The organism is Mesorhizobium abyssinicae, from assembly GCF_049887195.1.
Taxonomy (GTDB): Bacteria; Pseudomonadota; Alphaproteobacteria; order Rhizobiales; family Rhizobiaceae; genus Mesorhizobium; species Mesorhizobium abyssinicae.
In genome coordinates, this window is sequence record NZ_JARAKC010000022.1 from 37,198 (window position 1) to 55,539 (window position 18,342).

The following is an 18,342-nucleotide window of genomic DNA, read 5'->3' on the forward strand; positions in this document are numbered from 1 at the left end:
CACTTCGCCGCTGCTGCCCGCTTCCACGAGGTGCCGCGATCAGAGCCCCGGCAGCCGCTTGCGGCAATTTCCGCGCTCTCGGGCCGACGTCTGGGCAGCGGGCCGGCTTCGGTTACGGAATCTCACAGGTGCCGTCTTTGCAGTAGCCCGCACCCATCTCAGGGCCCCAAAGGCTGACGAGCGGATGCGACTCCATCCAGGCTCGCTCAAGCGCATCCCGGAAAGTTTCCGACGCCTGGGCACCTGCGATGGCGTATTTCTCGTCGATTATGAAAAACGGGATGCCTTTGAGGCCTAGCCGGCGCGCGCTCTCTGTATCTGCCCGAACCTGCTCAGCGAATGCCTCGCCGACAAGGACTGCGCGTGCTTCTTCAGCATTGATGTCGACCTCCCGGGCAAGCTCGACCAGGATATTGGTGTCGCCCAGCGCCTTGCCCTCGGTGAAGTAGGCCCTGAACAAGCGTTCCTCCATCGTCGTTTGGACGCCGCGTTGGCGTGCGAAGTGGATCAGCCGATGCGCATCGAACGAGTTGCCGTAGCGCGCCCGATCGAAATCGTAGTTGAGTCCTTCCTGAGCGCCGAGCCGACGCATCTGATCGTTCATCGCGATCGCCTCCTCAAGACTCAAGCCGTGCTTTTCCGAAAGGCTGTCGTTGAGGCTCATGTTGGACATGGCAGGTGCGTCTGGATCGAGCTGATAGCTGCGCCAGATGACCTCCACCTGCTCGCGATGCTCGAACTGGGACAGCGCGTTGTCGAAGCGATGTTTGGCGATGTAGCACCAGGGGCAGGCCACATCGGACCAGATCTCGACCTTCATCGTTCTTCTCCATTTGCTTGGCCCGCTGTCTGGCGACCTCGTCCATCCATCGATCTGCTGTCGTCAGGTCGCAGGTGTCCGCGGAAGGATCGCTTCGACCCGATCGCGCGTGGTGACGAGCGACCAGAGCTCCTCCGCGATGTGATCGGGATCAAGAATGGGATAGCTCGGGTCGGGCTTGGCGCCAGCCGAGGTCATGGCTCGAAGTCCGGTCGAGCGGTCGATGAAGCCGCCGATGTTGATGGTGCCCGCATAAACACCCTTCGGCATCACCTCGGCGTTCAGCGAGAAGATGTAGTTACGGGCTGCCGCCATCGCCGGGCCAACGCCGCTCAGCCCCGGCATCGGCACCGTCGCTGTCAGGCCGCCGACGACCACGATCGCACCATCGCCGCGCGCCAGCATGCCGGGAAGCACCGCATGCGAGATCTCGATCGGCGCGAATGCGAAGATGTTGGCCATTGGTTTGAATTTCGCCGCATCGAGCTCGGCCGCGGGGACGAACCCGACATTTCCGACGGGCTGATAGACCGCGACGTCGATTGAACCTTGGCGCTCCTCGATTGAGCGCACAAGCGCGGGAATACCGTCCAGATTGGTGAGGTCGGCTGGAAAGGCGGCAGCCTCGATGCCGGCGCTTGCGAGTTCGTCGACGCGCTCTTGGAGTGGAGCGGCGCGTCGCGCGACGAGAGCAACCCGATATCCTTCGCGCCCAAATCGTTTGGCGAGGGAGGCACCGAGCCCGGCACCCGCGCCGAAAATGGCGATCGTCTTCTTGTCAGTCACAACGTTCTCCTAAAGGTGGTATGTTTTGCTGACCAGATATGGGATATTGACCGCCGACGCCGCAAGAACGCATATTTTTGAGGCCTAGTCACATGCATATGCCTACCCCTCCGAGTCTGCCTGGCACCAACCCCGATTGTCGCAAAGTCAACGCTATCCTAGGCCGCATGGGCGACAAATGGACGATCCTCACCATCACGATGCTTGCCGACCAGCCGCGGCGCTTCAACGAGCTCAAACGCCTGATCGGCGGGATTTCCCAGCAGATGCTCACCCGCACGCTGAAGGCTCTGGAAGCGGACGGGATGGTGACGCGCAAGGTCCATCCGACCGTACCGCCTCAGGTCGAGTATGGCCTGACCGATTTGGGTGCTTCTCTCGCCGCCCCGATCATGCAGCTCGCGGCGTGGGTCCTGGATCATCTGGGCGAAATCGAAGCCCATCGCGCGTTGCACGACAAACAGACAAAGCACGTGCGGAAGTAGTTCAGCTTTCCACCAGCCGTGCCGAGCGAGCAGCATAGGCTTCGGGGGACCTATGGTCCTGGCTCAACGATGTTCTGCATTTTTCCGGCGTCCCGCCGGGGAGGTGCGCCGAAGAGCCGTTTGTACTCCCGGCTGAACTGCGAAACGCTCTCGTAACCCACGGCGTAGGCCACGCTCGTCGCTTCCGTATGCTCCGTGATCAGGCGTCGACGCGCCTCATGCAGACGGATTTGCTTCTGGTATTGCAGCGGGCTCAATCCGGTGATTGCCTTGAAGTGGCGATGGAACACCGACTCACTCATACCGGCCACCATGGCCATGGCCTCGATGCTCATGTGCTGCGCGTAGTGCTCGCGAATCCATGCCATTGCCCGCCGGATATGTGACAGGCGGCTACCGGTGCCGGCGATTTGCCGGAGCAGCGCCCCTTGTGGTCCCATGAGGAGGCGGAACATGAGTTCGTGCTCCCTGTGACGTGCCATGACCGGAATTTCACCGGGGCGGTCCAGAAGTTCGGCGAACCGTCGCCAGGCGTCGATCAGTGCCGGCCCAGCAGGGCTATATCCAAACCCCTTATGCATCGGCAGCTCCGGCATGCCGCCCATCTCCACGAGCAGCGCCGAGATCACGTCCGGATCGATGTGGAGGTTGATCGCGACATAGGGCTGCTCGGATGAAGCCCTGCTGATCTGCCCCATGGCGGCGAGTTCGGCTGCCACCACCATGCAGTAGCCGGCGCCGTACTCCAGCACCTGGTCGCCGATGAAGACCTGCTTGGACCCTTGCAGGACGAAGCAGACAACCGGGTCATAGACCAACCAGCCGGGCTCCGAGGGTCGGTCGAAGGTGCTTATGCTGACCCGCGGCATTTTCGGTTGCGGCCTGCCGGCATGGCGCAGGGCAATGGCTTTGAGTTGGGCAAGATCGGTCATGAGACCATCTGCTCGGGTTTACCTGGAAACGTCAAGCGATCGGCAGGATTAGGCAATGAACCGGCAGGATCGGGCATCGCTCGGTCGCGTGTGAGAAGCGACACTGGGACATAACAGGAAAGGACATTCACGATGCAGCAGCGCAAGCTTGGCCGCCACGGCCTGACAGTCGGAGCCATTGGGTACGGCGCCATGGGGACCGCCATCGGTTACGGTCCCAGCGACGACAAGGAGTCGATCACGGCGATCCGCCGCGCGCATGAGCTCGGCGTCACCCACTTCGACACTGCCCGCATGTATGGCTGGGGTGAAGGCGAGAAGCTGCTCGGTATTGCCCTGCGGCCGATCCGCGACCAGGTGACGATCGCAACGAAGTTCGGCCTGACCGAAAGCTATGCCCCCGACTCCCGGCCGGAGACCATCCGCCAGGTCGTGGACTCCAGCCTCAGGAATCTGGGCGTCGAGACCATCGATCTGCTGTACCAGCACATCCCCGACCCCAACGTCCCGATCGAAGACGTCGTGGGCGTGATGCAGGAGTTCGTCCAGGGGGGCAAGGCGAGATATCTCGGCCTTTCCAACTCGGACGAAAACACCGTCCGTCGCGCCAGCGCTGTCGCCCCCATCTCGGTGCAGCAATACCAGTATTCCATCTTCGCCAAGGATGTGGAGCCGCTGCTGCCGGTCCTTGAAGAACTAGGTATCGGACTGGTTGCATACTCACCGCTGGCGCGCGGTTTCCTTACTGGCCACGTAACATCTCGCGACCAATACGCCGCCGACGATTTCCGGCAGAACCTAGGTTGGTGGGCGCCGGGGAATTTCGGCAAGAACATGGAGATCGCGGAGGAGCTTACGTCACTGGCCTCGGCCAAAGGCATCAGCCTCTCTCAGCTTGCCTTGGCCTGGCTTTTGGCGCGAAAGGACTACATCGTTCCGATCCCAGGCTCTCGCAACCCGCAACGTGTGGCGCAGAATATTTCGGCTGCCGAAGTCGTGCTGACGGAAGCGGACGTCAAGCGGATTGACGAGATCGCCCCAAGCGGGGGCATCGGCGGACGTGTCTGGGGTGAGTAGATCAACTTAGGTCGCCACGCTCAGACCCAGCGTAACTGACACCTGAAGGGCGCGGCCGAGTTGAGAGCTCTCCGTGCCGGCTTCAAGTTCGCGCACCATGTAAACGTTGGTCGCGGTCGTCGCCGGGCGCCAGTCAAAGACGTTGCCGTCCAAGCGGCAGACGCGCAATTCCGAGGTCGGCGCGTCCCTCCAGCACGTGGTCCGCCACTTCCGGGTAGGTGCCCGACCTGAGAACGATCCCCGCGACCCGCTGATGTGACCTCAGCTTGTGGAAAGCCTCCGGAAGAAGCCGGAGCGAGAAGACGTGCGGCGCCGCAATGCTGATCGTGTCGCTATCGACACCCTTCAGGCACGGGACCGTCTTGGCGATCCTCTCCATCTGAACGAAGGTGGCGTCGGTATCGCGAAAAAGGGTCATCGTCTGGGACGTCGGGAGAAGCCGCCCCATTGTCACGCCCGAACAATTGGACTCCAGACCCTCCAATATCCGAATTTGCTGGCTGACGGCAGGCTGGGTAATTTCGAGCGCCTTGGCTGCAGCCCGCTCCGAGCCCGACCTGACAACCTCGACGTCCGATTTGGTTTGGAGCAAACGACCGCGGTGGCAGCATGCGCCTGTCCATCGTATTAGGCACTTTGGCTGCGGTGGCCCTGACGCGCTTTCGTCTCCCGTACAAGAGTACGATCGAAGCGTTCCTGCTCTCCCCGCTTGTCTTTCCAGGATTGATCTTGGGCGTGGCTCTGTTGTTATCTTCCCAGATGGTCGGTATGCCCATAGTATTGAGGCTGGTCTTGGCGCATAGGTTGCTCGGTATTCCGTTCGTCATGCGTTCCGTATTGTCGAGCTTGAACCTGTTCGACATAGCCATCGAGGATGCTGCATGCGTCCACCGAGCGAGCCGATTTCGTACTTTCATGCTCGTCACGCCCAGTACCCAAAACGGTGTCGCAGCCGGCGCGATCTTTGCTTTCGTCGTCTCTTTCGGAGAGGTGAACGCGACTCTCTTCCTGGTGGGACCAGGATTGGCCACACTACCGATCCATGTGTTTAGCCAAATCCAGTTCGGCGCGGAGCAGGTGGTCGTAGCCGCCGCCTCGACGGTTCGGATGGCTCTGGTGATCGTGTTGATTTTGCGCTCGAAAAGATCGGACTGGCGGTCGCTACGCGATAGTCGTGTGAAGCGGCGGTTCGCCCTGCTCGCCTGTTGGTAGCGACCATCGCACGACATTCGGAGACTCGTCTACCATGATCGAAGAGAAAGTCGGTTTTTGTACCCTCTGTAAGTCACGGTGTGGCACCATCAACGTCGTCGAAAACGGCTGGCTCAAAAAGGTGGTGCCAAATCCCGATCATCCAACCGGCAAGGCAATGTGCCCCAAGGGCCGATCGGCGCCGGAAGTCGTCCACAATTCAAGGCGTCTTACGGCGCCGCTACGGCGCACGACGCCGAAGAGCGACCCAGATCCGCAGTGGGTGGAGATTTCTTGGGACGAAGCACTCGATGAGATCGCTGATCGGTTGAAGGGCCATGTTGCCCGAGGCGGTCCGGAGTCGGTCGCTTTCGCGGTAACCTCTGGATCGTCATCCCCGTTGTCGGACAGCACCGACTGGATCCTGCGATTGATCCGCGGGTTCGGCAGTCCAAATCTGTGCTACGCGGCGGAGATTTGCACCTGGCACAAAGATTACGCGCATGCCTTCACTTTTGGATCAGGAATCCCCGCCGCCGACTATTCCAATTCCGAGCTTATTCTGTTGTGGGGACACAATCCTTCAAATGTCTGGCTCGCGCAGGCGGAAGCTATCGCGGCTGCGCAGGCGCGGGGAGCGAAGCTTGCCGTCATCGACCCTCGTCGCACACCCTTTGCTGGCCGAGCCGATCATTGGTTACGGGTTCGGCCTGGGAACGACGCTGCTTTGGCCATGGGGCTCGCCAGAGAGCTTATTGAACGCGCGGCGTTCGATGGGGATTTCGTGCGCGATTGGACGAATGCTCCATTTCTTGTCAGGTCGGACAGCGGCAGATTTCTGCGCTCGCGCGATCTCTTGCACGAGGACATGGCGCAACGTGAGCAAGACTACCTGGTGTGGGATGACGAAACCAAGGGGTCGCTGCCAGCGGCGCTCAAATCGAAGTCGGCCGTACTATCTGCGTCCCATGTCGTCGCGACGAAGACCGGAAATGTTTTGTGCCGCACAGCCTTTGACATCTACTGCGATGCGGTGGCACCATTCGATCCGGACACGGTGGAGCGACTAACTGGCGTTGCACCAACGACGTTCGCGACATTCGCGCAGGCACTCGGCTTTGCGAAGAAGATCAGCTACCACACCTGGACGGGCACCGGACAGCATCGCAACGCCACTCAAACCGAGCGGGCGATTGCCACGCTTTACGCGCTTACCGGATCCTTCGATGTGCGGGGAGGAAACGTCCAGATAACCCCGTTGCCGACGCAGGCCCTGCACAGCATGGCGTTGATGTCGGAACAACAGCGCGCCAAGGCGTTGGGATTGGCTGATCGCCCGTTAGGACCGCCGGTCAATGGCTGGATCACTTCCACCGATCTCTATGATGCCATCATCGATCGCCGACCGTATGGAGTGAAGGCACTCGTAACCTTCGGAACCAATCTTCTTGTCTCGCATCCTGCGCCGGGACGCGGCAAGCAAGCGCTGCAAGACCTAGACTTCTATGTACATTGCGACTTGTTCCACAATCCAACTTCGGACTATGCCGATATCCTGCTTCCCGTCTCAACGCCCTGGGAATACGAGGCACTTCGAATAGGCTTCGAAATATCCTTCGAAGCACAGGAACTCGTTCAACTGCGGCAACAAATGGTCCCCCGCCAAGGAGACACCCGATCAGACGTTTGGATCGTTTTCGAGTTGGCGAAACGGCTCGGATTGGGCGAGCTCTTCTTTGATGGTGACATCGAAGCTGCTTGGAAGTATCAGCTTGATCCACTCAATTTGGATCTCGATACGCTGCGCGCCAACCCGCAAGGAGTGAGGGTCCCGATCGCGCGACGCTACCAAAAGTACCGTGAGGAAGGGTTCCCGACTGAAACGGGCCGTGCCGAACTCTATTCGGAGAAATTGTTGCGTCACGGCTATCATGCGATTCCTGAATTCGTGCCCTCTCCTGAAAGCGGTGATCAGTCATTTCCCCTGGTGCTGATGGCCGCCAGCAACGGTTACTTCCGCCACAGCCAGGATCGCGGCATCTCGTCCCTGAGACGGAAACGGCCGGAGCCGTTGGTGGAAATGCACCCCGATCTGGCCGCAGCTTACGGCATTGATCAGGGAGATCAGGTGCGCGTTTCGACGCGCATTGGATCAATCATCTTGAAAGCTTCGCTGGATGACGGCCTTGCCCCAGACGTCGTGGTTGGCGATTATGGCTGGTGGCAGTCGGCGCCGGATCTCGGTTTGCCGGGATATGGTCTAGAAGCAGACGGTGAAGGTGCGAACTACAACGCGTTGGTGCCGGAGCGTGACCGGGACCCAATCAGCGGCTCGCTGCCAATGCGCTCGCTTGCCTGCAGCATTCAGCTTGTTCGGAGTTCCTCCGAGCCTGCGGTGCGCGATTTCCAGGTTGTTGGCCGGCGGGCCGAAGCAAACGAGATCGTTTCGCTAGAATTCAAACCTGTCGACGGACTGCCCCTGTCCGGGTTCAAACCAGGCCAGCATGTAGCAATTAGGGTCGACGGCAACGAGCGCTGCTATTCCTTGATCGGCGGCAGCTGCGAGAGACCGCATTCTTACTCTATCGCGGTCAGGCGAATCTTGGGCGGCCCAGTTTCTAACTACGTCACATCCGTCGTCAAAGAGGGCGACGTGATCCCTCTGAAGTCTCCGGCAGGCAACTTTATCTTGCCGCTGGTCAACGAATTCCCCGTGGTTGTGATCACGGCAGGCATCGGCATAACGCCCTTTCTGTCATTCCTGGAAAACCTGACCGGTGCGCCTGGCGAGCCCGAAGTTACTCTCTACTTTACCTGCCGCGATGCCCAATCTCGGCCCTTCCACGCACGTCTCTGCCATCACGCGCGCCGCCTGGGCAACCTACATGTCGTGAACTATCTAAGCCGGCCGATGGACCCTTCCGGAGATTCTCTAAGGGGGAGGTTCACCGTTGACGAGATCCCTGAAAGCTTGCTCCTGCGCAGGCCGCGGTTTTATCTCTGCGCGGGCAATGAGATGATGGATGAGGTCACCAGGGACCTGTTGGCGCGCAACGTGCCCAAGTTCGAGATATTTTCTGAGCGGTTCCGCGCGCCGATCAGGCCGCCGACCAGTGAGTCGGTTGCTTGCGACATCCGCTTTTCCCGATCTGGCCGAACATTGAGATGGCAACCGGATTCAGGCGTGCTTTTGGACTTTGCGGAGAAGAAGGGCGAGCAACTGCCCAGCGGTTGCCGCGTCGGTCAATGTGAAAGCTGTGCAGTCAGAGTCTTGCAGGGCCGTGTCCGGCACCTGATCGAGGAACCGGAATTGGAGGAGGGGATGTGTCTGGCATGCCAGGCTGTGCCGCTATCCGATCTCGTTCTTGAGGCCTGAAGCCCCGCAGTGCCGGGCGCCGTTCCTCGCTGCCTGGGTTCGAACTGCGGGCATCTTGCGGTCCCATTTCCGCGCCCATCCCTATTGCGTCTCCGGCAAGTTGCTCCTGTCGCCAGAAATGCGTTTGATTTCCAATCTGATGGAGTGCCACGCCCACCGCCGCGAGCGCTGAGGCGTCGCCACCGAAGGATGCGCTGGTCGGGGTAATTTCAAATCGCCTGATCGATGATGGAGTTCATCGTGACTGGGTGAGCAGGCGCTACATCGACGCGCTTGAAACCTTCGCAAAAGTCGATGTTGTGATTTTGCCGACTAGCTTCGCGCACGGCGCCTAGGGTATCAGCAAAATCGTGTCCCGTCTCCGCGGACTGGTTCTAACCGGCGACGAATCGAACGTTGATCCAGCCTATTTTAGCCCACCGAAACGCTCCAAATGGCGGTTCAATGGCATCCCGAATGCGAAAGAAGACTATTTCCGAGAGGCTGCTGCAGGGGTTCGGAAATGCTTGCAGGGCGATCGTGGCGACGCGCGAAGCGGGTTAGAATGGCGGGCAGACGAATATTTAGGCCAGCTAGTCTTGCCGCTGACTTCCTCCCATACCGTCAAATGCCAGCTGGAGCTGCCTCCTTTGCGTCATGAAGAACCGCCCCCACCTTCGGGTTCATGATGTCGGCAGAAGGTCCAGTTCCTTCGGTGACGGGCCGAGCGAGGCGGAGCCGACTGGAGGCCTGTTAACGGCGGGATGAAGCTGCTGTTTCGCTTGGCGCGGAGCCTGTAGCTATCGCCCGCGGATGGTCAGCACGTGGCTGTAGTATTTTCGAGGGTGATTTCCTCGATTGCAGTTACGGCTTTCGACCAGGGCGAAATCCTTATCATGCCTTGCAGGCTCTGCGCCGGCATCTTCGCATCGGTGGAAGCAGGACTGCTGTGAAGGCGAGTTCCGCCGACAGTCGCCTCGCCGCATGGGCCCCTTTGCGCTTGAGGCCAATTTCGCCGGTCGCCTTGTCGAGCAGCTCGGCATTGACACGCAGCAGCCTTTTCCCTGCCTGGCATCTCGCCACTTCTGGAGCCCGACGCCCGGCCATTGAGCCGCCGCTCGGGCGCAGGCGTGGACCCGGGCGCGTTGACGCCGCAAAAAATTGCCGATTGCTTCATTTGAAACGGAAAAGGCGGATTTCGAAATTCTAAGGTAACACGCCTCTCCGATAAGCGCGTGGGGACGGAGATCAATCTCCCGACGGCTTACAGAGGACATGTGACAGGCGATGTTTATTGCAGTTTGGCCTTTGGCTCTCGCGTTGCTGGCAACCACGTCCGTCCCGAGTGAGCCCGCACCGCTTTCCCCGCGTGAGTTCGACCGCGTGGCTCGCCGATGCGCTCCGTGGGTTGCTCCCTCAACACTCACCGCAATTGCCATGGTTGAAAGTGGCTTCGACCCGCTGGTGGCCTTTGACAACACAACTGATGAACAGCTTCGCTGGAAAGATCAGCTGCAAGCGGCGCGAAACTTGAAGGATCGCCTCGAAGCGCACCACTCCCTCGACGTGGGGCTGATGCAAATTAACAGCAATAATTTTGCCCAGCTCAACCTCACGCCCGAAACAGCACTTCAACCCTGCCCGTCTCTTTCGGCTGCCGCCCACTTGCTAGAACGGCAATATGCTGGCGGCAGAACTGCCGCGGCAGAGCAAATGGCGCTTCGCCGTGCTATCTCGGCATATAACACCGGCAGTCTGACACGTGGCTTTGCTAACGGTTACGTGCGCAAGGTCGAGGCCGCCGCCAAGCTCGTGCCAAGGTTGCTTGAGCGGAAGCTTGAAACGGCCGGTCGCAAAATCCCCGAGCGTGAAACACCCACTCGAAAGAATGTGCCGTCCCTGCTCGCGCCGAGCCGGCCGGTTGATGAAATGCAGACCGCGGGAGAGGCATGGGATGTTTGGGGTTCCTACCGCCACAATCGTTCCGAAGCCGAATCATCCATCCCGCCAAGTCAGACATCCAAGGAGCGGGGACCCGCGAACGCAAATCGACTGGTATTCGATTGAAACATGGAGATGCAATGATGAAACTCAAGGTAATTCGAACGCTTGCGAGACGTGTTCCTGAGCTTGCTGCGAAGCTGCGCACGGGTGCTGAATATGTGCCAGCCGCTGCCGGGGCCGCGGCATGGAGCGCCGTGTACTGCACACCAGCCGTGGCCCAGGTGACGGGCGGGGCCGATCCTGCCAGAATGGTTGAGAATATCTGCTCGTTCATACTTGGCCCATTTGGGCAGTCTATTGCAGTGCTCGGAATCGTGGCCGTCGGCCTGTCTTGGATGTTCGGCCGTGCCTCGCTCGGTCTGGTTGCCGGCGTCGTGGGCGGCATAGTCATCATGTTCGGGGCCAGCTTCCTGGGAAAGGCGCTCATAGGGACTACCTGATGGGCGCCCGGCTGGAGGTGAGCACGCTTTATGTGGCGGCGACACGCCCCGCGTTGTTCTTAGGTGTGCCACTGACGCTGGCCGGACTGCTCATGATGTTGGCTGGGCTTCTCATCGTCCTCCTTCAGAACCCGCTTTACGAGATCGTCCTCGTGCCGGTTTGGTTTGGAGCACGAGTCATTGTCGAGCGCGATTATAATGCCGCAAGCGTGGTGCTCCTGTATTTGCAGACCGCAGGCAGAAGCGTCGACGGGGCCATCTGGGGTGGGGCGAGCGTGAGCCCCAATCCGATCAGAGTGTCGAAACGGGGAAGAGGAATGTTATGATGTTCGGCGCCAGCGGCAGGGCCGAGAGGTCTGGCGAGATCTATCTTCCTTATGTCGGCCACGTCAGCGACCAAGTTGTCCTGCTGGAAGACGGGTCCGTCATGGCCATGGCACATGTCAATGGCTTGCCGTTTGAATTGGAAGATACCGCCACCCGCAATGCACGCTGCCGCGCCTTCAATACCCTCTTGCGCAACATCGCTGATGACAACGTCTCGTTGTGTGCTCACCTCGTGCGACACACTGACGTGCCAGCTCCCCCGCCTCGCCAGTTCCAAAGTGCATTCGCCAGGGGCCTGAACGAGGCATATGAGCGCCGTGTGCTGTTTGGAAAACTCTTTCACAACGACCACTTCCTGACCGTTCTTGTGTTTCCTCGCACTGCCGTCGGCAAGATCGGCGCGCGGTTTGTCAAGTCAAAGGTTAGGAATGATCTAGCCAGCCAGATGCGGATATTGGAGGATCTATGGCACATCATTTCCAGCGCACTCGGCGGTTACGGTCTGCGCCGGCTCGGCGTTCGCGAAAAGGATAGCGTGCTCTTCTCTGAAATCGGGGAAGCGCTGCGGCTTATATTGACCTGCCGTTTCCTGCCGGTACCCATGATCAGCGGATCGCTCGGAGCCTCAATCTACACTGACCGCGTCATATGTGGAAAGCGAGCACTGGAGATTCGCACCCCAGGGGATAGCTACGTCGGCTCATTATTTTCGTTCCGCGAATATCCGGCAGCGACCCGGCCAGGGATGCTGAATTCGTTGTTGTCCACCAACTTCCCGCTCGTGCTCACTCAGAGCTTTTCCTTCCTCACTCGCGCGCAGGCCCACGCGAAGCTGAGCCTCAAATCCAGCCAGATGACGAGTGCGGGCGACAAAGCCCTTAGCCAGATCAAGGAACTTGCTGAGGCAGAGGACGCATTGGCAAGCAATGAATTCGTAATGGGCTCGCATCACTTAAGCCTGTGCGTCTATGCCGACACCCTCAATGGCCTAGCAGATCGCGCGGCGAGTGCCCGTGCACGGCTGACAGATGCGGGCGCCGTTATCGTGCAAGAGGGCATCGGCATGGAGGCAGCCTACTGGTCCCAACTTCCGGGCAACACCAAATGGCGCACGCGGCCTGGAGCGATCACTTCACGTAATTTCGCCGGCCTCGTCTCATTCGAGAATTTTCCAAGGGGCACCAGCTCTGGCCATTGGGGCAATGCGGTCGCGCGCTTTCGCACCAACGGCGGGACCTCGTTCGACTACGTTCCCCATGAGAACGACGTCGGCATGACGGCAATTTTTGGTCCTGTGGGCAAAGGCAAGACAACGCTGATGACTTTTGTGCTCGCTATGCTTGAGCAAAGCATGATCGACCGAACGGGCGCTATCGTTTTCTTCGACAAGGACCGCGGTGGTGAACTGCTGGTCCGGGCCACGGGAGGTACATATCTGGCGCTACGCAGGGGCGCGCCCAGCGGGCTGGCGCCCCTGCGTGGACTGGATAACAGTCCCGCCTCGCGCGACTTTCTGCGTGAGTGGCTGGTGGCGCTGATCGAAAGTGACGGACGCGGCACGATTTCGCCGGAAGAAAGTCGGCGGCTGGAGCGCGCCATTGTGCGTCAGCTCTCATTCGAGCCCGGTATGCGCTCACTCGCTGGCTTACGTGAATTCCTGCTGCACGGCCCGTCTGAGAGCGCAGGAGCAAGGCTGGAGCGCTGGTGCAGAGGAAATGCACTTGGATGGGCCTTTGATGGCGAGGCGGACGAAGTAAGGCTAGATGCCTCCATCACCGGTTTCGACATGACGCAGCTCCTGGAGTATGAGGAGGTCTGTGCGCCTGCCGCCGCATATCTTTTGCATCGAGTGGGTGCCGTTGTCGACGGCCGTCGCTTTGTTATGAGCTGCGACGAATTTCGCTTCTACCTTCTTAATCCGCAATTCTCGGCTGTCATCGACAAGTTCTTGCTCACCGTTCGCAAGAATAATGGCATGTTGATACTCGCGACCCAACAGCCTGAGCACGTGCTCGAGTCGCGACTCGGGGCGAGTCTCGTTGCCCAATGTATGACGAAAATCTTCTACCCGTCACCGACGGCGGACCGATCTGCGTACGTCGATGGCTTGAAGTGCACCGAACAGGAATTCCAGGCGATTCGCCAGGATATGGCTGTCGGCAGCCGAAAGTTCTTGCTCAAGCGCGAGAGTGGAAGCGTCGTCTGCGAGTTCGATCTTGGGCAAATGCGCGAGTATGTCGCCGTGCTATCGGGGCGCGCCAACACGGTGCGCTTTGCTGACCAGCTTCGCGCCGACCACGGGCATGCCCCGGAGGCGTGGCTCGACAAGTTCATGGCTCGCATCCATGAAGTTCAAGAATGACGGAGAAGATATCATGAGACTTGCCAAGATCACAGCAATGGCGCTGGCAGCTTTGCTGAGCCTGCAGCAGTCGGCACGAGCACAGTTTGTGGTCAGCGACCCCGTGACAGAGGCCCAAACGACGCTGACTGCGGTCAGTACGGCGGGAACTCTCAGCAATTCAGCCCTGACGCTGGCCAGGACCATCGAGATGGTGACAATGCTGACCTCGACCTTCGCCGTGACGGGACTGCTCACCTCCCTCAACCGACCCGGTCATTATCCCGCCGGTGGGGGGGTGGACAAACAGATGTTTGACAGTCAAACGCCGGCCTCCAGCACTGCCCGCAGCATTGCGCTGGATAAGGATCGGGAGGTCGACGGTTCCGACTCCGAGGCGACACTGCTGCGGGAACAGATCGCTGGCGCAGCGAACGCTATAGGAATTGCAGCCGATAATCTGGGACTAATGGACAGGCGCCTTCGAGAAAACGCCGACACCCTTCGGCAACTCTCCAGCTCACGCAACATCATGCAGGCGACCGTCACCAACGGCCTGCTTCTGAAGCAGATCCATGATGCGATGATCCAGAATATCCAGGCTACGAGCCTGCTGACGATGGCCACTGCACAGGCAGGCCTTCACGACGCAGAGGAGGCCGCTAACCAGCGGCAAGAACGTCGGAATACTGCAACCATCTTTGGCGTCCTGCCATAGCTGGACCTAAAGCTCTGCTGACTCAGCTGCGCTGATCGGCAACAGATCGGGCTGACGCAATGTCTTTCACTATCCCTGCCCCATTCACAGCCATACACACCATCTACGATACGGCATTTTCCGTGGGGCTGCATATCGTGCTCGGGAAGGTCCAAGACGCTGTCAGGGCGCCTCTTGTGGCGTGCGTCACGCTTTGGATCGTAATCCAGGGACTTCTGGTCATGCGCGGCCAAGTCGACGCGCGTGGGGGCATCACGCGCGTCGTCATGGTGTCGATCGTCGCCGCCCTGATCTTGGGGCAAGCGAACTATCAGGTTTACATTCTCTCGGTCTTCCAGAAAACAATTCCGGAGTTTGCTCATCGAATAAGCGGCGGTAATGTGCCGCTCTTCGACATTCCCCAGAAACTGGACGTTATATTTCGCGGCACTCAGGTCATTTTCCAGTCCATTGCTTCGGAAATCGGGCCGATGAATAGCCAGGACACAATCGCCTTCGAGGGAGCGCAGTGGGTCTTTTACGGCGCGTTGTGGACGACATTCGAAATCTATGATGCCGCCGGCATCCTGACACAAGTCCTGTTGGCGATTGGCCCTCTCGTTCTCGTAGCTTACCTGTTCGACCACACCCGAGACATGGCTTCCAAATGGATCGCACAGCTCGTCTCCTACGGGCTGCTACTTTTACTAGTCAACATCGTAGCAACAATCGTTATCGCTACGGAAGAAATCTGGCTGGTGGTCATAGTTGGCGTGATCAAACTCGCGGGTACGACAGCGGCCAAGATCATCGGACTTTACGAGCTCGATATGTTTTTCCTGGCTGGCGACGCGCTGATCGTCGCGCTTCCAACCATCGCGACCAGCATCGCCGGCAGTTATTGGGCGCCTTCGAGTTCCCTTGGCGGTCTCAATCGCCATTTTGCCAAGACGGCCCGTGATTGATTCAACTGAACCAAGTGAGTACGGATATATGAAATACGTGGTGCTGATTTTTTTTGTCTTTTTGGCCGCCTGCAAGACAAGCGAGAGGCTGGCGACCTGCCGCGGCGAGCCCTTCCAGCTCAATGCAGCGCAATGGCAACCTGCCCCTGAGGACCTTCAGGTTAACTGTGCGAAAGAGCCTCAGTGAACGCTCCAGAACATAGCCTTCTGGTGGAGAGAGAAATGCTGGCCTCGCACTACAAGCAGGTGGAAGCATTTCAGACTTCACGAGCCAAGTCCGCGCGGCGCCTGTCAAAAGGCCTCATGGCCGTTACGGCAGCGGCGCTGCTTGGCAATGTTGCTCTAGCAGTCACCGTCGCCACCATGGTGCCGCTGACCAAGCTCGTGCCCGTGTTTCTATGGGTGCGCCCGGATGGGACCGTGGATAGCGAAGTGTCCGTCTCTCGACTGCCGCCAACCCAGGAACGAGCTGTCATAAATGCGTCGCTGTGGGAATATGTTCGCCTGCGCGAAGGTTACACAGCAGACACAGCTCAGTACGCGTATGACCTCGTTTCCAATTTCAGCGCGCCCAATGTGCGACAGGAATATCAAACCTTCTTCAATTTTCCGAATCCCGCCTCACCGCAGGTCACAATTGGCGAGCGCGGCAAGCTCGAGGTCGAGCACATCTCTTCGAATGATATCGCTCCGAACGTTCAGCAGATCCGTTACAAACGGACGCTCACCATGGATGGGCAAAAACCAGTCGAGAGCACCTGGACAGCAACCCTGCGCTACGAACGGGTGACCGATCTGCCGAGCCAATCGAGGCTAGCCAACCCGGGAGGACTTCTCGTTTCCTCCTACCAAGCCTCTGAAGACACTGTGTCGACGATGGGCAGCAGCCAGCCATGATGAAAGCACCGGTTCTCACGCTAGCCTGTCTGCTTTTAGCCGTGTCCGGGGCGCACGCGGAAGATGCGCCCACCGCTGGTAAACTCGATCGGCGCATGCGCTACCTAGCCTACCAACCCGACCAGGTCGTGCGCCTGTCTACCGCTGTGGGGGCAACTCTGGTCGTCGCATTCGGCGCCAGCGAGACGGTGACAGCCGTAGCGGTTTCCAACAGCAAAGACCTGGCAGCGCTTCCCCGTGCCAACTATCTCTTCTTCAAGTCAAGCCAGGTGCTGGCACCCCAGCCGGTTATCGTTCTGACAACAAGCGACGTCGGTACGCGAAGATACGTCTTCAGTCTTTCCACAAGGTCAATGGCAAAACTCGATCAGGATCAGGCCGACCTGTACTACAGTGTTCAGTTCACCTATCCAGCCGATGAGGCGGCGGCTCGACGCAAGGAAGCACAAAGGCACTCGGTGGTTGATGAGACCCGGGCGAGAGCTCTCTACGACCAGAGCGTCCAGGATTCGTTGAACCGGCCCTCTGCAAATGCCGCTCCGAACGAAAGAAATTACCACTACGTCGCAAAGGGAGATCGTTCTTTGGCGCCGCTGGAGGTTTTCGATGACGGCTATACCACCGCATTTCGCTTCCCAGGTAACTCGCGCATACCATCCCTTTACATCATCAATCCCGATGGCAAGGAAGCCGCCGCTAACTACTCGGTCAAGGGAGACCATGTCGAAGTCGCCGCGGTCGCGCGGGAATGGCGTCTGAGGGACGGCAAAACTGTTCTGTCCATCTTCAACAGGGCTTTCGATTCCGTCGGACGAGCGCCGGGCACCGGGACCGTACGACCCGACGTGTGGCGCGTTCTGAAAGGATGGAGACGATGAGTGGGGCGGTCGGCACACAACCGCCCGATGTGGATGCGTCGGGATCGCTGGTCGCAGAACCGGGCCGCCGGCGACTCTCGGGACCGCAGAAGTTGGCGGTTGCGGGTCTCGTTCTGACGCTTTCGCTCTCGCTCATCTGGCTCGGGTCACGTCCCGACACGCAAAACGACACACCGCAGCGGCCAAGCCCGGTTCTGGCCAACACCGAACCATTCCGTCCAGCACCACGTTGGCCGTTCAAGCAAACGGTTCAGCCCCCAGAGCTCGCAGCAGCGCCGCCAGGGCAGACGTCAGATCCTGAGTCAGCGCCCATGCCTAAGCCGACCGCTGATCCGCCCCCGGATCCGGCGCCTGAACCGCCGGTACAAACACCGATCTTTGCCTACACCAGCAGCGATCAATCGCCCGACGCCGCCGAGCATGGCGATGTCAAGCAAGCGGGCATCGTGGCAGAGGCTCCAAGCGTCACCGATCTTTCCAGCCGAATGAAATCGGACGTGCAGGAGCCAAGCCGGGCCACGCTCTTGCCGCACCCTGATCTTCTAATCACGCAAGGAACGATCATTCCCTGCATCTTGCAAACGGCAGTCGATACAAATTTGCCTGGCTATGTGAAGTGCATCTTGCCCCAAGACATTCGCGGCGCAACCAACAACGTAGTGCTTTTGGACCGCGGGACGACCGTCATTGGCGAGATCCAGCGCGGTCTCCAACAGGGCGATGGGCGTGTCTTCGTAATTTGGAATCGTATCGAAACACCTGATCACGCCGTCGTTTCGCTGGCATCCCCAGGCGCCGACGAACTCGGCCGCTCCGGAATGCCTGGCACGGTGGATAATCACTTCTGGCAGCGCTTTGGTGGCGCTGTGCTCTTGAGCGTCGTTCAAGGCGCGCTGCAGGCGGCTGGCCAATACGCCACCGATTCAGGCGGCGGAGGTAGCATCAACAATTTCCAAAGCACTGGCGGACAAACCGTCGACACGGCTCTAAGAGCAACGGTGGACATTCCGCCAACGTTAAGGAAAAACCAGGGCGATACCGTATCCATCTTTGTGGCTAGGGATCTGGATTTTTCAGATGTGTACGAGCTTCGCGCCGCCACTGCCAGAAGCAAAAAACGAAATCTGCAACCATAGCCTCGGCACCA

General features: G+C 59.4%; 18 protein-coding genes. 14 read left to right on the forward strand and 4 right to left on the reverse strand.

Features of this window, described 5'->3' with window-relative positions; translation table 11 throughout:
- Window positions 1-112: 112 nt before the first annotated feature.
- Window positions 113-820 (reverse strand): DsbA family oxidoreductase, encoded by a 708-nt coding sequence (locus tag PU724_RS28465; RefSeq protein ID WP_354424845.1) that lies wholly within the window; start codon window positions 818-820, stop codon window positions 113-115.
- A 63-nt stretch (window positions 821-883) separates the two neighbouring features.
- Window positions 884-1,606 (reverse strand): SDR family NAD(P)-dependent oxidoreductase, encoded by a 723-nt coding sequence (locus PU724_RS28470; RefSeq protein WP_354424843.1) that lies wholly within the window; start codon window positions 1,604-1,606, stop codon window positions 884-886.
- A gap of 92 nt (window positions 1,607-1,698) precedes the next feature.
- Between PU724_RS28470 and PU724_RS28475 the strand changes: the two genes are divergently transcribed.
- On the forward strand, window positions 1,699-2,091 hold the full coding sequence (locus PU724_RS28475) for a winged helix-turn-helix transcriptional regulator (RefSeq protein WP_354424841.1): 393 nt from the start codon (window positions 1,699-1,701) through the stop codon (window positions 2,089-2,091).
- Between the two features lie 50 nt (window positions 2,092-2,141).
- Here the strand turns inward: PU724_RS28475 and PU724_RS28480 are convergent, their stop codons facing one another.
- Window positions 2,142-3,023 carry an AraC family transcriptional regulator gene (locus PU724_RS28480; RefSeq protein ID WP_354424839.1) on the reverse strand — a complete coding sequence of 294 codons (882 nt, stop codon included), beginning with the start codon at window positions 3,021-3,023 and terminating at the stop codon, window positions 2,142-2,144.
- 132 nt (window positions 3,024-3,155) lie between these two features.
- Here PU724_RS28480 and PU724_RS28485 point away from each other — a divergent pair, with 132 nt between their 5' ends.
- Entirely contained in the window at window positions 3,156-4,100 is a 945-nt protein-coding gene (locus PU724_RS28485) for an aldo/keto reductase (RefSeq protein ID WP_354424837.1), read from the forward strand.
- 133 nt (window positions 4,101-4,233) lie between these two features.
- Here PU724_RS28485 and PU724_RS28490 read toward each other — a convergent pair whose 3' ends face one another.
- Window positions 4,234-4,692: a LysR family transcriptional regulator gene (locus PU724_RS28490; RefSeq protein ID WP_354424835.1), complete on the reverse strand. Its 459-nt coding sequence runs from the start codon at window positions 4,690-4,692 to the stop codon at window positions 4,234-4,236.
- 17 nt (window positions 4,693-4,709) lie between these two features.
- Between PU724_RS28490 and PU724_RS28495 the strand changes: the two genes are divergently transcribed.
- From PU724_RS28495 to virB10, 12 genes are all read left to right on the forward strand, one after another.
- Complete coding sequence (locus PU724_RS28495; RefSeq protein ID WP_354424833.1) at window positions 4,710-5,312, forward strand: ABC transporter permease; 603 nt, start codon at window positions 4,710-4,712, stop codon at window positions 5,310-5,312.
- 34 nt (window positions 5,313-5,346) lie between these two features.
- Window positions 5,347-8,667, forward strand: a complete 3,321-nt coding sequence (locus tag PU724_RS28500; protein ID WP_354424831.1) for a molybdopterin-dependent oxidoreductase — start codon at window positions 5,347-5,349, stop codon at window positions 8,665-8,667.
- Between the two features lie 1,266 nt (window positions 8,668-9,933).
- Complete coding sequence (locus tag PU724_RS28505) at window positions 9,934-10,713, forward strand: type IV secretion system lytic transglycosylase VirB1 (protein WP_354424829.1); 780 nt, start codon at window positions 9,934-9,936, stop codon at window positions 10,711-10,713.
- 14 nt (window positions 10,714-10,727) lie between these two features.
- The gene (virB2, locus tag PU724_RS28510) at window positions 10,728-11,090 is read left to right on the forward strand and encodes a pilin major subunit VirB2 (RefSeq protein ID WP_426213703.1); all 363 of its coding nucleotides are present in this window, start codon (window positions 10,728-10,730) and stop codon (window positions 11,088-11,090) included.
- A complete protein-coding gene (locus PU724_RS28515) occupies window positions 11,090-11,416 on the forward strand; it encodes a type IV secretion system protein VirB3 (RefSeq protein WP_354424827.1) in 327 nt (108 codons plus the stop codon). Before virB2 ends, PU724_RS28515 begins: the two co-directional genes overlap by 1 nt.
- Entirely contained in the window at window positions 11,416-13,779 is a 2,364-nt protein-coding gene (gene virB4, locus PU724_RS28520) for a type IV secretion/conjugal transfer ATPase VirB4 (RefSeq protein WP_354424912.1), read from the forward strand. Before PU724_RS28515 ends, virB4 begins: the two co-directional genes overlap by 1 nt.
- A gap of 13 nt (window positions 13,780-13,792) precedes the next feature.
- Complete coding sequence (locus PU724_RS28525; RefSeq protein WP_354424910.1) at window positions 13,793-14,476, forward strand: TrbJ/VirB5 family protein; 684 nt, start codon at window positions 13,793-13,795, stop codon at window positions 14,474-14,476.
- Window positions 14,477-14,535: 59 nt separating this feature from the next.
- Window positions 14,536-15,420: a type IV secretion system protein gene (locus tag PU724_RS28530; protein WP_354424825.1), complete on the forward strand. Its 885-nt coding sequence runs from the start codon at window positions 14,536-14,538 to the stop codon at window positions 15,418-15,420.
- 28 nt (window positions 15,421-15,448) lie between these two features.
- On the forward strand, window positions 15,449-15,607 hold the full coding sequence (locus PU724_RS28535) for a type IV secretion system lipoprotein VirB7 (RefSeq protein WP_354424823.1): 159 nt from the start codon (window positions 15,449-15,451) through the stop codon (window positions 15,605-15,607).
- Window positions 15,608-15,642: 35 nt separating this feature from the next.
- Window positions 15,643-16,317, forward strand: coding sequence for a type IV secretion system protein VirB8 (locus tag PU724_RS28540; RefSeq protein WP_426213704.1), 675 nt, complete (start codon window positions 15,643-15,645; stop codon window positions 16,315-16,317).
- The gene (virB9, locus tag PU724_RS28545; RefSeq protein WP_354424819.1) at window positions 16,314-17,195 is read left to right on the forward strand and encodes a P-type conjugative transfer protein VirB9; all 882 of its coding nucleotides are present in this window, start codon (window positions 16,314-16,316) and stop codon (window positions 17,193-17,195) included. The genes PU724_RS28540 and virB9 overlap by 4 nt, the downstream gene beginning before the upstream one ends.
- Window positions 17,192-18,331 (forward strand): type IV secretion system protein VirB10, encoded by a 1,140-nt coding sequence (virB10, locus tag PU724_RS28550; protein ID WP_354424817.1) that lies wholly within the window; start codon window positions 17,192-17,194, stop codon window positions 18,329-18,331. The genes virB9 and virB10 overlap by 4 nt, the downstream gene beginning before the upstream one ends.
- Window positions 18,332-18,342: the final 11 nt, after the last annotated feature.